This is a genomic window from Enterobacter sp. RHBSTW-00994, from assembly GCF_013782625.1.
In the GTDB taxonomy this organism is placed as follows: domain Bacteria; phylum Pseudomonadota; class Gammaproteobacteria; order Enterobacterales; family Enterobacteriaceae; genus Enterobacter.
This window is the reverse complement of record NZ_CP056199.1, coordinates 877,019-891,727: the sequence shown is the minus strand read 5'-3', so window position 1 is coordinate 891,727 and position 14,709 is coordinate 877,019. Positions and strand designations below refer to the sequence as shown.

Sequence of the window (14,709 nt, the reverse complement as noted above, 5' to 3'; positions counted from 1 at the left end):
ACTTATTTAACCTGTTTCAGTACATCAGCAGTAATGTCTTTAACATCTTTGCTGTTGTAAGCAACGGCATTCGCATCTACAACCAGATCGATGCTCTGATCGGCAGCAACTGATTTAACAGCAGTCTGAATACGAGTAACCAGTTTGCCACGTTCTTCGTTAGAACGACGTTGACGATCCTGCTCGAATGCCTGTGCCTTCTGAGAGAAAGTCTGGCGCTGAGCCATTACGTCTTTTTCCAGTTTGCTACGGTCTGCTGCCTTCATGGTAGAACCATCACGCTGCAGACGCTGCATTTTGGACTGAAGATCGTTTTCCATACCTTGCAGTTCGCTTGCACGGCCTTTGAACTCGTTTTCCAGCGTTGCGGAAACACCCGTTTTCTGTGCAACCTGCTGGAACAAGCTACCCATGTTGACGATTGCAACTTTATCCGCTGCCTGGGCAGACGTTACCATCGCTAAACCGAGACCTGCAGCTAATAACCACTTTTTCACAATTAACTCCTTACCATCCCATTAGCACCCAAGAGTGCCGTTCTTTGCGTGGCAAGGCGATCGTTTTCACGATCGCCAATTGTCAGCGCTACACTGCCTGCGCATTCCGTTGCAGCGAATTATTACCAGGTTTTACCAATGTTAAACTGGAACTGTTCCGCTTTGTCTCCATCGTATTTCTTAAACGGCTGGGCGTAGGAGAACACCAACGGCCCCAGCGGTGACATCCATTGTAATGCGATACCTGCAGACATGCGAATATTGCTCGGATCGCTGTAGTCTGGAATGTCAGCAGGCATCCCTTTCGTACTCCAGTTGGTATCCCACACTGTACCCGTATCCCAGAAGAAGGAAGTACGGACTGAGTTCGCATATTTATCACTGATAAACGGCGTTGGTGTGATGAACTCAAGGCTAGCGACAGCCATGGCGTTACCACCAACGGCATCATCAGAGCTACATAATTTCGTCGTATCTGTCGTATCGCAGTTATCCAGCCCTTTACCGCCGTAATACACCGCTTTCGGACCAATGTTATTGGACTGGAAGCCACGAACGGTACTGGAACCACCGGCATAGAAGTTCTCATAGAACGGCAGTTCTTTACCGCCCAGACCATCGCCATAACCCCAACGGGTACGACCCAGAACGACCCATTTATGGTCATCATCAATAGGGAAGTAAGACGCGGTATCCAGCGTAACTTTATAGAACTCGTTATCGGAACCAGGGATGGTGACTTTACCGTTCAGGTTAACGCGCGAACCTTCTGTCGGGAAATAACCGCGATCAAGACGATTATAGGTCCAGCCGTAGTTGAAGGTGAAGTCATCCGCAGCAAACCCGTTGCTGTCACTGGATGTGCTTGTCGACTGACCAATAGAGTCCAGATAACGCCACATCGCCACCTGCGGTTGCATGTTGGACAGGTCGTTATGTACGTAACCTAAGCCAGCACGCAGGGTGTTGTATTCGTTAATCGGGAAGCCGAGCGTACCATCCAGACCATAACTTTTGTTGGTATAGGAGGAAAGATCCGCATCATCCGCTTTAAAGTCGTTATAGAAAATACGACCACCCAAACTTACACCATCAACAGTGAAGTACGGGTTTGTGACAGAGAATTCAGAGTAGGTCTGATAGTCGTTTTTGGTCCCGTTAATGCCAACAGAATAACCTGTGCCTAACCAGTTATCTTGTTGAACACCAACCTGGAAACTCACACCACTTTCAGTACCGTAACCCACACCGAAGTTGAAGCTACCGGTGTTACGCTCTTTCACTTTATAAACAACATCAACTTGATCCGGGCTGCCAGGAACACGCTGGGTATCTGTATCTACTGTTTCAAAGTAGCCGAGACGGTTCAGACGTTCTTTACCCTGGTCAACCAGATCGCTGCCTAACCATGCACCTTCCATCTGACGCATTTCGCGGCGCAGAACGGAATCTTTGGAGGTATCGTTACCTTCAAAGCGGATCTTACGCACGTAGAAACGGTTACCGGCATCGACATTCACACGCAGCTTAACGGTTTTATCAGCATCGTTGATTTCAGGCTGAGTTTGTACACGTGGATAGGCATAACCATAACGGCCGAGCAGTTTCTTAATGCTGTCTTCCATTTTGGTTACTTTCGCGCCGCTATACAGATCGCCTGGCTGAATTTTAGTCAGTGTCTCGATCTCTGCAGAATGGCCCGCCAGATTTCCACTAACTTCAACACCCGAAAGCTTGTACTGCTCGCCTTCAGTAATGTTAACCGTAATGTAGATACCTTTCTTGTCCGGCGTCAGACTCACCTGAGTAGAATCGATGTTGAAACGGGCATAACCGCGATCCAGATAGTAGCTACGCAGAGTTTCGAGGTCACCCGCAAGCTTTTGCTTCTGGTATTTTCGATCGCCAACCACGTTCCACCATGGTACTTCATCACGCAACTGGAACGTTGAAATCAACTCATCGGTGGTGAAAGCATGGTTACCAACGATGTTGATCTGTTGGATCTTCGCAGAGACACCTTCCTGGAAGACCAGCTTAAGGTCTACACGGTTACGCGGCAGCGGTGTGACAACCGCTTTCACGCTAGCGCTGTATTTACCGACGCTGTAGTAGAAGTCTTCCAGTCCTTTCTCAATATCGGAGAGAGTTGTGCGGTCCAGGGATTCACCCACACGGACACCAGATGCTTCAAGGTTCTGCTTGAGCATGTCATCTTTAACCGACTTGTTGCCGGAGAAAGTGATACTGGCGATCGTCGGGCGTTCTTTTACCTGAACCAGCAGCGTATCACCATCACGCAGGACGCGGACGTCCTCAAAGTTGCCAGTGGCAAACAGAGCACGGATGGTGTTACTGATATCATCATCATTAACCGTGTCGCCAGGGCGCACAGGCATACTGAGGAGGGCTGCACCAACGGCGACACGCTGAAGGCCTTCGAAATGAATGTCTTTCACTACGAACCCGTCAGCACCGTATACGGTTGCGCTGCTAAACAGCAGCGACGCTATGAGCAACTTTTTCATCGCCATCGTTATTATGCGTTCTTCCTAACTAACTCTCTTACAACCGAGAGAAATCATTGAAAAGTGCAAGCCCCATTAACAGCACCAGCAAAATCGAGCCAATGCGATAACTAAAGTCTTGAACTCGCTCGGATACCGGTCCGCCTTTTAGCTTTTCAATCGCTAAAAACAGCAGATGCCCCCCGTCTAACACGGGAAGCGGGAACAGGTTGATTATCCCCAGGTTCACGCTAATGAGCGCGAGAAACATGAGATAGTAAATCACCCCGAACTCCGCTGACATCCCAGCCCCCTGGGCAATAGAGATTGGCCCACTGAGGTTGTTCAGTTTCACATCACCGGTTATCAATTTCCCCAACATGTTGACCGTTAGCTTCATCAGTTGCCATGTTTTATCCGTGGCTTCAAGAATGGCACTAAACGGCCCATACTGGCGTATTGTCTTATACTCATCTGGCAGTGGGATCACTTTAGGCACAACGCCTGCGAACCCCTCAGCCCTACCGCTACCCGATTTAGTATCCGGAATTAACGTCAGAGAGAGCGGACTCCCCTGCCTTTCTACTTCTAGCGCGAGCGAAACACCTGGATTATCGCGCACCAGATTAACAAAGGTCATCCATTGTGTTAATGGCTGACCATCGACTTTAACGATCCTGTCGCCCGCTTGCAAACCCGCTTTACTCGCCGCTGAATTTACCTGTACTTCGGCTAATACCGGCTCGATCTGCGCGCTACGAGGACGAATACCCAACGCTGAAACGGGATCTTCTTTATCAGGCTCGAAATCCCAGTGGCGTAAGTTCAGGACTTTTTCCTGCCGCTGATCAGACCCAAACGGCGACACGCTGACAGTTGCCTGCTCATCACCAATCTTGGCAACCAGTTGCAGTCGCACGGCATCCCAATCAGGGGTTTCGATGCCATCAATCGCTTTAAGTTCCATCCCAGGATTAATTTGCGCATTTGCCGCGATGGAATTAGGGGCAATTTCACCCACCACCGGACGCACACCAGGAACACCGATGATAAACACCAGCCAGTAAGCGAAGATAGCAAAGATAAAGTTGGCTACCGGACCGGCAGCAATGATAGCAGCACGTTGGCCAACAGTTTTGTTGTTGAACGCATAGTGCCGCAATTCGGGGGCTACAGGCTCAACACGCTCGTCGAGCATTTTGACATAGCCACCCAGAGGAATAAGTGCGATGACAAATTCAGTGCCATGGCGATCGGTGCGTTTCCAGAGTGATTTACCAAACCCGATGGAGAATCGCTCCACTCGCACACCACAGCGCCGAGCAACCCAGAAATGGCCAAATTCATGCACGGTAATCAGTACACCCAGTGCAACAATGAACGCCGCCAGATTCCAGAGAATGCTCAGCATAAAACCTTCCGTTAAATCGTCCCGAATACCAGTAACAACAGGCAGGCAAACACAGGGACCGCAGCCGTCAGGCTATCAATGCGATCCAGAATACCGCCATGACCTGGAATAAGGTGACCACTGTCCTTAATCCCTGCTTCACGCTTGAACATACTTTCAGTCAAATCACCGAGTACCGATGCCAGCGCAGCAAAAATGGAGCAAACCAGCAACGTTGACGGTGCGACTTCGAGATTCGCCCAGACACCGTAGCCCCAGGAAATCACCGCGGCCGTAAACAGGCCACCGATAAACCCTTGCCAGGTTTTACCAGGGGAAACCTTTGGCGCAAGTTTATGCTTGCCAAACAGTTTACCAAACATATAGGCCCCGGAGTCAGCCCCCCAGACGAGAATCATGACATAAAGCAGCCAAAATGCACCGCTGTAGTGATTGTCATCATAGTGCCAGGCGCGCAGCGCGAGCATACCCCAGAAAAAAGGAACAATTGTGAGCAGGCCGAAAATAAGACGCAGAACTTTAGATTCGCGCCATACTGCCGCTGAGCCTGGATAAAAAAACACCAGCAAGAGTGCAACACCCCACCAGCCTAGCGACGCCCACAGTGCGCCAGCAACCAATGGCTGATGAATATCATGATGGTATTCAGGCAACGTAAACAGCATCAGCGCCAATAACAGGCCACAGAGCACCGCCAGCCATACCCGCTGAGTGCGTGAGGTAAAGCCGCTAAACTGTCCCCATTCCCACGCGGCGAGCATACATACCACCAGCGTGACAATAGCGAATCCCACCGGAGGCAGTAAAAACAGCGCCGCAATAACAATAGGTATTAATACAAAAGCGGAAATCAGGCGATACTTCAGCAAAAGCTACCCCCATCAGGCTTTGTCGCCACCAGGCTCGGTGCCGCCGAAACGACGCTCTCGATTGGCAAAGGCATGCAGCGCACCTTCAAAGTCTTGTTCATCAAAATCGGGCCAAAGAACATCTGTAAAGTAAAGTTCGGCATAGGCAATTTGCCACAGCAAGAAGTTACTAATACGATGCTCTCCCCCTGTCCTAATTACTAAATCCACGGGAGTCAGTTCATTCATGCAGATTTGCTTACTCAGCGCCTCTTCATCAATTTGGTCGGGTCTCAACAGCCCTTCCTGAACCTGTTCAGCCAAATGCCGAACGCCCTGGATAATATCCCAACGCCCGCCGTAATTCGCCGCAATATTGAGTGTCAGACCTGTGTTATTTTCGGTCAACGCCTCAGCTTTACGAATACGTTCCTGCAGACGCGAGTTAAAACGACTGGTATCACCAATGATGCACAGACGGACGTTGTGGCGGTGCAGGCTTTTTACTTCACTGTCGAGCGCCCACACAAATAACTCCATCAACGCGCTCACTTCCTGCGCGGGTCGATTCCAGTTTTCACTGCTAAAAGCATAGAGCGTTAACGCATCAATGCCGTTATTGGCGGCAAAAGAAACGGCGCGGCGAACAGATTTCGCCCCAGCTTTATGCCCAAAGGCCCGTATCTTCCCTTGTCTTTTCGCCCAGCGGCCATTGCCATCCATAATGATTGCGACATGACGACAGCCATGTGCTGGCAAGTTTACGCTTAATGGTTGATTCACAGACAACATAACGCGTTTTTAGTCCCTGAAAAGGATTTAACGGTACTCAGGAATACTGAAGCCTATACACAAAAAAGCCGTGTCAAACCACGGCTTACCTGACCACATAAAGCCAAATACCTGCGATCAGGTGGCGCAGACTATATCACTGAAGCACAACGCTAACAAATAGCACGACCACTAGTGGGTGGATTATCACCAGCTTGAGAGACGAGTCACCTGTTTTTGCGCCACAATACGTGCATCAGCATCGACAGTCAGCACCTCTTCTACGCTTTGCGGCTCACGTAAATCCATCATTTCCAGAACAGATAGATTTAATGCGGCAATATCCGTAAAGCGGATTTGCTGTGCAAGAAACGCGGCAACGGTAATTTCATTAGCCGCATTGAGTGCTGTTGTCGCTGCCTGCCCCTGGTCGAACGCTTCCATCGCCAGCTTCAGGCACGGATAGCGGTCATAATCAGGCTCGCTGAACGTCAGTGAACTTAGCTTGCAAAAATCGAGCGGCTTTACGCCAGACTGCACACGGTTTGGCCACGCCATCGAATGTGCAATGGGTGTACGCATATCCGGCTCACCCAGTTGCGCAAGCACACTGCCATCCTGGTAACGCACCATGGAGTGAATCACCGATTGCGGGTGGATCAGTACTTCCATCTGTTTTGCAGAGGCATTGAACAGCCAACGCGCTTCAATGTATTCCAGACCTTTGTTCATCATGGTGGCTGAATCGACTGAAATCTTGCGTCCCATCGACCAGTTCGGGTGACGACATGCCTGATCCGGCGTCATCGCGCTCAATTCAGACAGTGGCGTTTCCCGGAACGGGCCACCAGACCCGGTAAGCAGAATGGACACAACACCATTTTGCTCCAGATCAGCGTACCCCAGGTTTTGCTGAAAAGGTTGCGGCAAACTCTGAAAAATAGCGTTGTGTTCGCTGTCGACAGGTAAAAGACGTGCACCTCGTTGCTTAACTGCATCCATAAACAAGCGCCCACAGGTCACCAGTGACTCTTTGTTCGCCAGTAAGACGGTTTTCCCCGCATCAATAGCGGCAAGCGTCGGCAAAAGCCCTGCCGCACCGACGATTGCCGCCATGACCTGATCAACATCATCAAGTGAAGCCATATCACATGCCGCCTGCTGACCACTCAGAACGTCAGTGTGACTGCCTTTTTCAAGAAGCAATGCCTTAACCTGGCGAGCACTGTCCTCGTCATCCATAACCGCATAGCGGGGGGTAAACTCAAGACATTGCTCAACCATACGCTGAACATTTTTACCGGCCACCAGGGCAGTCACTGCGTAATGTTCAGGGTTATGGCGAACGACGTCGAGAGTGCTACAACCGATAGAGCCAGTTGAGCCGAGGAGAGTTAAATGCTTCATGAGATGTCCGGAAAAAATTAAACCAGAAAAAAGCAAAACGCCGCCAGCAAAGTCACCAGGACTTTCTGTACGGCGTTCAATCAGATTACGACAGAAATCAGAACTGCATCAGTTCCGCTTCTTTATCTGCCAGCGCCGCATCAAGTTTCTTGATGGCAGCGTCAGTCAGTTTCTGCACGTCGTCCTGAGAACGGCGATCGTCGTCTTCACTGATTTCTTTATCTTTCAGCAGGGCTTTCACTTTATCGTTCGCATCACGGCGCACGTTACGAACAGCAACGCGCCCCTGCTCTGCTTCACCACGAACAACTTTGATCAACTCTTTACGACGTTCTTCCGTCAGCGCTGGCAGTGGTACGCGGATGTCAGTACCTGCGGAGCTTGGGTTCAGACCCAGGTCGGACGCCATAATCGCTTTCTCAACGGCCGGCCCCATAGAGCGATCGAATACGTTGATTTTCAGCGTACGGGTATCTTCAACCGTGACGCTTGCCAACTGACGCAGTGGTGTTGGTGTACCGTAGTATTCCACGATAATGCCATCAAGCAGGCTTGGGGAAGCACGACCAGTACGCACTTTGCTGATTTGGTTTTTGAAGGCTTCTACGCATTTATCCATGCGTACTTCTGCATCTTTTCTGATTTCGTTAATCACGTTACGAATCCTTGAAAACTTGTCTCAGGCAGACTATCCGCCAGCACCACCGTTAAAAGATGTGCTAAGTATAGCCCTGTTTAATTCATGACAGCGCCCGGGGCGCGTCCAGGTAAAAAACCGCAATAAAGTAGAGCCGAATCTTACCTGTATTTACCGCCAACGGAAATTATTCCGTAATCAAAGTGCCTTCTTTTTCACCCATCACTACGCGACGCAGTGCACCAGGTTTATTCATGTTGAAGACACGAATTGGCAGTTTGTGGTCTCGGGCCAGCGTGAAGGCGGCAAGATCCATCACTTTCAGCTCTTTATCCAGAACTTCGTTGTAGGTCAGCTGTTCGTACATGGTCGCCGTGGGATCTTTGGCTGGATCGGCTGTAAACACGCCATCTACTTTCGTTGCTTTAAGCACAACGTCGGCTTCAATTTCAATCCCGCGCAGACATGCCGCAGAGTCGGTGGTAAAGAACGGATTCCCTGTACCCGCAGAGAGGATCACTACGCGGTTGTTACGCAGCAGGCTAATGGCCTCTGCCCAGCTGTAGTTATCACATACACCATTCAGTGGAATAGCAGACATCAGACGGGCGTTTACATAGGCGCGATGAAGCGCATCACGCATGGCCAGGCCATTCATCACGGTTGCCAGCATACCCATGTGGTCGCCCACAACACGGTTCATCCCCGCTTTCGCCAGACCAGCACCACGGAAAAGGTTGCCACCGCCAATGACCACGCCAACCTGAATGCCCAGTTCGACCAGTTCTTTGATTTCCTGTGCCATGCGATCAAGGATGCTTGCGTCAATACCGAAGCCTTCCGATCCCTGCAGCGCTTCGCCACTCAGCTTAAGCAGAATGCGTTTGTACACGGGTTTTGCATTGGTAGCCATGTTTCTTTCCTGAGACTGTCAACGATTAAGATGGGGGTTAATTCTGGCGACATGATATGTCGCATATCAGCACAGTGATACAGCAACCTGTCTGATTTTCGTGTGACGGGTGACAAAAAGAAGCCGCCCTCAGGCGGCTCCTTTTCATTATTAAGACTGCTTGGACATTGCAGCAACTTCTGCTGCAAAGTCAGTCTCAACTTTCTCGATGCCTTCGCCCACTTCGAAGCGGATGAAGCCAGTCACGTCAGCGTTATGCTCTTTCAGCAGCTGAGCAACAGACTTGCTTGGGTCCATTACGAAAGGCTGACCAGTCAGAGAAACTTCGCCGGTGAATTTCTTCATGCGGCCTTCAACCATTTTCTCTGCGATTTCTTTTGGCTTACCAGACTGCATCGCGATATCCAGCTGAACCTGGTACTCTTTCTCTACCACTTCAGCAGACACGTCTTCTGGTTTAACGAATTCTGGTTTGCTTGCAGCGATGTGCATTGCCAGCTGTTTAACCAGCTCTTCATCAGCACCTTTAGCCGCAACCAGAACACCGATACGTGCGCCGTGCTGGTAAGAGCCCAGAACGTCACCTTCCAGAGAAGAAACGCGACGGATGTTGATGTTCTCACCGATTTTAGCAACCAGCGCAACACGTTCTTCTTCGAACTGTGCTTTCAGAACTTCAACGTCAGTGATTTTGCCAGCAACAGCTGCGTCCAGAACTTTGTTAGCAAATGCCTGGAAGCCGCCATCTTTAGCAACGAAGTCAGTCTGGCAGTTAACTTCCAGAATGATACCGTAGTTGCCGTTGATCTTAGTGATGATCACGCCGTCAGCAGCAACGTTACCTGCTTTTTTCGCCGCTTTGATCGCACCAGATTTACGCATGTTTTCGATTGCCAGCTCGATGTCGCCGTTTGCTTCAGTCAGCGCTTTTTTGCAATCCATCATGCCTGCGCCAGTACGCTCGCGCAGCTCTTTTACCAGGGATGCGGTAATTTCAGCCATTCTTTAATCCTCGGGAGAGATGACCTGCCCGGTTTTAAGAAACCAAACAGGCTTAAAAGTGAAAAAGGGGCCAGATAGAGGCCCCTATTTATACACGGTACTAAATAAGGGTTAGAACCTTATTATTCAGCTTCTACGAAGCTTTCTTCCGCCTGAGAAGCCAGATCCTGGGAACGGCCTTCACGAACGGTAGTAGCAACAGCGCTCAGGTACAGGCTAACAGCACGGATTGCATCGTCGTTACCCGGGATAACGAAGTCAACACCGTCCGGATCGGAGTTGGTATCAACGATAGCGAATACCGGGATACCCAGGTTGTTAGCTTCTTTGATTGCGATGTGCTCGTGGTCAGCATCGATTACGAACAGCGCGTCTGGCAGGCCGCCCATATCTTTGATACCGCCCAGGCTGTTTTCCAGCTTGTCCAGCTCACGAGTGCGCATCAGCGCTTCTTTTTTGGTCAGCTTGTCGAAAGTACCGTCCTGAGACTGAGTTTCCAGATCTTTCAGGCGTTTGATTGACTGACGAACGGTTTTCCAGTTAGTCAGCATGCCGCCCAACCAGCGATGGTTCACGAAGAACTGGTCGCAGCTGTTAGCAGCATCTTTCACAGCTTCGCTTGCAGCGCGCTTAGTACCAACGAACAGAATCTTACCTTTACGGGAAGAGATCTTGTTCAGCTCAGCCAAGGCTTCGTTGAACATTGGTACAGTTTTCTCAAGGTTGATGATGTGAACTTTGTTACGTGCGCCGAAGATGAAAGGCTTCATTTTCGGGTTCCAGTAACGGGTCTGGTGACCAAAGTGAACACCAGCCTTGAGCATGTCGCGCATGGAAACAGTTGCCATGTTTTAAAACCTCTATTTAAAAGTTGGGGTTATGCCTCCACGTATCCCATATTACCGACCCCAAAGGGCACCCCGGAATATGTGTCGATACGTGTGTGTTGTTACACAAAGTGAGATTTGTCGCCTCCGTCCATTCTGTGTATATGAAAATGGATCGGAAGTCCGGCGCGCTTTATACCACAAAATGCAGCCAGAAACCAACAGTTGTTGGCGGGGTGTGCTGTTAATGATTCTCAATTTGGCAGCGAGTACGCCAGACTGATACCATTGACGACACGTAGATTAGTATTGTCGAAAAAAACGACACCGATGGACAGATTACATGGCTATCTCTATTAAGACACCTGAAGAAATTGAAAAGATGCGCGTCGCCGGTCGTCTGGCCGCTGAAGTGCTGGAAATGATCGAACCTTTTGTTAAGCCCGGCGTAAGCACTGGCGAGCTGGATCGTATCTGTAATGACTACATTGTAAATGAGCAACATGCCGTCTCCGCCTGCCTCGGCTACCACGGTTTCCCGAAATCCGTTTGCATCTCTATTAATGAAGTGGTCTGTCACGGCATTCCTGATGATGCGAAACTGCTGAAAGATGGCGATATCGTTAATATCGATGTGACCGTTATTAAAGACGAATATCACGGCGACACCTCGAAGATGTTTATTGTCGGCAAACCGACCATTCTGGGTGAACGTTTATGCAAAGTGACCCAGGAAAGCCTCTACCTGGCGCTGAAAATGGTTAAGCCAGGCATTCGTTTGCGCACTATCGGTGCGGCTATTCAGAAATTCGTTGAAGCTGAAGGTTTTTCCGTGGTGCGCGAATACTGTGGTCACGGCATTGGTCGTGTGTTCCACGAAGAGCCACAGGTTCTGCACTATGATGCAGATGACGGCGGTGTTGTCCTGCAAAAAGGCATGACCTTTACCATCGAACCTATGGTCAACTCCGGCGATTACCGTATCCGCACCATGAAAGATGGCTGGACGGTGAAAACCAAAGACAGAAGCTTGTCTGCGCAGTACGAGCATACTATTGTGGTAACAGACAACGGCTGCGAAATTATGACGTTGCGCAAGGATGACACCATCCCGGCAATACTGACGCACAACGAATGATAAAAAGCCGGCAAATGCCGGCTTTTTTAATAGCTATAGTTTTTTCTTATGGGTGGCACGCGATGAGTAATCTTTTACCTGAACAGTATGCTAATACGGCACTCCCCACCCTTCCCGATCAGCCCGATAACCCCGGCGTCTGGCCTCAACAAGAGCTGACCTGCGCTGATATTAAAGCGCATATGGATGTTTTCCATCGCTGGCTAGGTAGCGCGTTTGATGCAGGGATCTCTGCTGAAGCGCTCATCGAAGCACGCACCGAGTTTATCGACCAGTTGTTGCAACGCCTGTGGATTGACTATGGATTCGGACAAATCAGCGATGTGGCACTGGTTGCCGTCGGCGGCTATGGGCGTGGCGAATTACATCCTTTATCCGATATCGATCTTTTGATCCTGAGCCGTAAAAAGCTGTCAGACGATCAGGCGCAAAAAATAGGTGAATTGCTCACCCTTCTGTGGGATGTGAAGCTGGAAGTCGGTCACAGCGTCCGGACGCTGGAAGAGTGTCTGCTTGAAGGACTATCGGATCTCACCGTTGCCACCAACCTGATTGAAACGCGCCTGTTAATTGGCGATGTTGCTCTGTTTCTTGAGCTGCAAAAACACATTTTCAGCGACGGTTTTTGGCCTTCTGAAAAGTTTTTCGCCGCCAAGGTTGAAGAACAAAACGTGCGCCACCAGCGCTACCACGGAACCAGCTATAACCTTGAGCCAGATATTAAAAGTAGCCCCGGAGGCCTGCGCGATATCCACACGTTGCAGTGGGTTGCGCGCCGCCACTTTGGTGCAACGTCGCTGGATGAAATGGTCGGTTTCGGCTTCTTAACCGAAGCCGAGCGCAACGAGCTAAACGAATGTCTGCATCTCCTGTGGCGTATTCGCTTTGCTCTGCATCTGGAACTTAACCGCTACGATAACCGTCTGCTTTTCGACCGCCAGCTTAGTGTCGCCCAGCGTCTGAACTACAGCGGTGAAGGTAACGAACCGGTTGAGCATATGATGAAGGATTTCTTCCGTGTCACTCGTCGTGTCACTGAGCTAAACCAGATGCTGCTGCAACTGTTCGACGAGGCCATTCTGGCGCTCACTGCCGATGAAAAACCGCGTCCTGTTGATGATGAATTCCAGTTACGCGGTACGCTTATCGATCTGCGCGATGAAACACTGTTTATCCGCGAGCCGGAAGCGATCCTGCGAATGTTCTACACCATGGTTCGCAACAGCACGATCACCGGAATTTACTCCACAACACTGCGCCATTTGCGCCATGCGCGTCGCCATCTGACTCAGCCACTGTGTTATATCCCGGAAGCGCGTTCGCTCTTTTTAAGCATGCTCCGCCACCCAGGCGCAGTCAGCCGTGGCTTGTTGCCTATGCATCGCCACAGTGTACTGTGGGCTTATATGCCGCAATGGTCACACATTGTGGGCCAGATGCAGTTCGATCTTTTCCACGCCTATACCGTAGATGAGCACACGATCCGCGTCATGCTCAAACTGGAGAGCTTCGCCAAAGAAGAGACTCGCTCCCGTCACCCATTGTGTGTCGAACTGTGGCCACGTCTCACACATCCAGAACTGATTTTGATCGCCGCGCTGTTCCACGATATTGCCAAAGGCCGGGGCGGAGACCATTCGGTACTGGGTGCACAAGACGTCCTCAAATTTGCCGAACTGCACGGCCTGAATTCACGTGAAACGCAACTTGTCGCCTGGCTGGTACGCCATCATCTGCTGATGTCAGTCACCGCACAGCGCCGTGATATTCAGGATCCGGAGGTCATTAAGCAGTTTGCCGAAGAGGTGCAAACCGAGAACCGTCTGCGCTATCTGGTCTGCCTGACAGTGGCTGATATTTGCGCCACCAATGAGACGCTGTGGAACAGCTGGAAACAGAGCCTGTTGCGCGAGCTATATTTCGCGACGGAAAAACAGCTGCGACGCGGGATGCAAAACACCCCAGACATGCGCGAGCGCGTCCGTCACCACCAGCTCCAGGCCCTGGCGCTACTGCGGATGGAAAACATTGATGAAGAGGCATTACATCAAATCTGGGCACGCTGTCGCGCGAACTACTTTGTACGCCATAGCCCAAATCAGCTTGCCTGGCATGCACGGCATTTACTGAAGCACGATTTGTCGAAACCGATGATCTTGCTCAGCCCACAAGCCACGCGCGGCGGCACGGAGATCTTCATCTGGAGCCCGGACAGAGCCTATCTGTTCGCTGCCGTGTGTGCGGAGCTGGACCGGCGCAATCTGAGCGTTCATGACGCGCAAATTTTCACGACCCGCGACGGAATGGCGATGGATACCTTTATCGTGCTGGAGCCGGACGGGAGTCCACTTTCGGCAGATCGCCACGAAGGCATTCGATTTGGTCTGGAACAAGCCATTACCCAGCACAGCTGGCAGCCACCACAGCCTCGTCGTCAGCCCGCCAAATTGCGCCATTTTACTGTCGATACCGAGGTCAATTTCCTGCCGACCCACACCGACCGTAAATCCTTCCTGGAGCTGATAGCGCTCGATCAGCCTGGACTGCTTGCCCGCGTCGGCCAGGTTTTTGCCGATCTGGGAATTTCGCTTCACGGAGCCAGAATTACAACCATTGGCGAGCGAGTAGAAGATTTATTCATAATCGCAACCGCCGACAGGCGCGCACTTAATAATGCGTTGCAACGAGAGGTACAACAACGGTTGACAGCAGCCCTCAATCCAAACGATAAAGGGTGACGTGTTTTTTAGT

General features: G+C 50.7%; 12 protein-coding genes. 2 read left to right on the top strand and 10 right to left on the bottom strand.

Annotated features, from left to right (window positions below; genetic code table 11):
• Window positions 1-2: 2 nt before the first annotated feature.
• The 10 genes from skp to rpsB all read right to left on the bottom strand — a co-directional run bounded on the left by skp (window position 3) and on the right by rpsB (window position 10,841).
• On the bottom strand, window positions 3-497 hold the full coding sequence (gene skp / locus HV346_RS04170; protein WP_181622326.1) for a molecular chaperone Skp: 495 nt from the start codon (window positions 495-497) through the stop codon (window positions 3-5).
• Window positions 498-619: 122 nt separating this feature from the next.
• On the bottom strand, window positions 620-3,031 hold the full coding sequence (bamA, locus tag HV346_RS04165; RefSeq protein ID WP_181622325.1) for an outer membrane protein assembly factor BamA: 2,412 nt from the start codon (window positions 3,029-3,031) through the stop codon (window positions 620-622).
• A 31-nt stretch (window positions 3,032-3,062) separates the two neighbouring features.
• On the bottom strand, window positions 3,063-4,415 hold the full coding sequence (gene rseP, locus HV346_RS04160) for a sigma E protease regulator RseP (protein ID WP_181622324.1): 1,353 nt from the start codon (window positions 4,413-4,415) through the stop codon (window positions 3,063-3,065).
• An 11-nt stretch (window positions 4,416-4,426) separates the two neighbouring features.
• Window positions 4,427-5,284 (bottom strand): phosphatidate cytidylyltransferase, encoded by an 858-nt coding sequence (cdsA, locus tag HV346_RS04155; RefSeq protein WP_181622323.1) that lies wholly within the window; start codon window positions 5,282-5,284, stop codon window positions 4,427-4,429.
• Between the two features lie 12 nt (window positions 5,285-5,296).
• Window positions 5,297-6,055: a (2E,6E)-farnesyl-diphosphate-specific ditrans,polycis-undecaprenyl-diphosphate synthase gene (gene ispU / locus HV346_RS04150; protein ID WP_181622322.1), complete on the bottom strand. Its 759-nt coding sequence runs from the start codon at window positions 6,053-6,055 to the stop codon at window positions 5,297-5,299.
• A gap of 186 nt (window positions 6,056-6,241) precedes the next feature.
• Window positions 6,242-7,441 carry a 1-deoxy-D-xylulose-5-phosphate reductoisomerase gene (ispC, locus tag HV346_RS04145; RefSeq protein ID WP_181622321.1) on the bottom strand — a complete coding sequence of 400 codons (1,200 nt, stop codon included), beginning with the start codon at window positions 7,439-7,441 and terminating at the stop codon, window positions 6,242-6,244.
• 97 nt (window positions 7,442-7,538) lie between these two features.
• Window positions 7,539-8,096 carry a ribosome recycling factor gene (gene frr / locus HV346_RS04140; protein WP_181622320.1) on the bottom strand — a complete coding sequence of 186 codons (558 nt, stop codon included), beginning with the start codon at window positions 8,094-8,096 and terminating at the stop codon, window positions 7,539-7,541.
• A gap of 169 nt (window positions 8,097-8,265) precedes the next feature.
• Window positions 8,266-8,991: a UMP kinase gene (gene pyrH / locus HV346_RS04135; RefSeq protein WP_181622319.1), complete on the bottom strand. Its 726-nt coding sequence runs from the start codon at window positions 8,989-8,991 to the stop codon at window positions 8,266-8,268.
• Window positions 8,992-9,141: 150 nt separating this feature from the next.
• Window positions 9,142-9,993, bottom strand: coding sequence for a translation elongation factor Ts (gene tsf, locus HV346_RS04130; protein WP_181622318.1), 852 nt, complete (start codon window positions 9,991-9,993; stop codon window positions 9,142-9,144).
• Between the two features lie 122 nt (window positions 9,994-10,115).
• Window positions 10,116-10,841, bottom strand: a complete 726-nt coding sequence (gene rpsB / locus HV346_RS04125) for a 30S ribosomal protein S2 (protein ID WP_181622317.1) — start codon at window positions 10,839-10,841, stop codon at window positions 10,116-10,118.
• Between the two features lie 322 nt (window positions 10,842-11,163).
• On the opposite strand from rpsB, the gene map reads away from it, so the two are divergent.
• Both map and glnD read left to right on the top strand, forming a co-directional pair.
• Window positions 11,164-11,958 carry a type I methionyl aminopeptidase gene (gene map / locus HV346_RS04120; RefSeq protein WP_181622316.1) on the top strand — a complete coding sequence of 265 codons (795 nt, stop codon included), beginning with the start codon at window positions 11,164-11,166 and terminating at the stop codon, window positions 11,956-11,958.
• A 62-nt stretch (window positions 11,959-12,020) separates the two neighbouring features.
• Complete coding sequence (gene glnD / locus HV346_RS04115) at window positions 12,021-14,696, top strand: bifunctional uridylyltransferase/uridylyl-removing protein GlnD (RefSeq protein WP_181622315.1); 2,676 nt, start codon at window positions 12,021-12,023, stop codon at window positions 14,694-14,696.
• The last annotated feature ends 13 nt before the right edge of the window (window positions 14,697-14,709 follow it).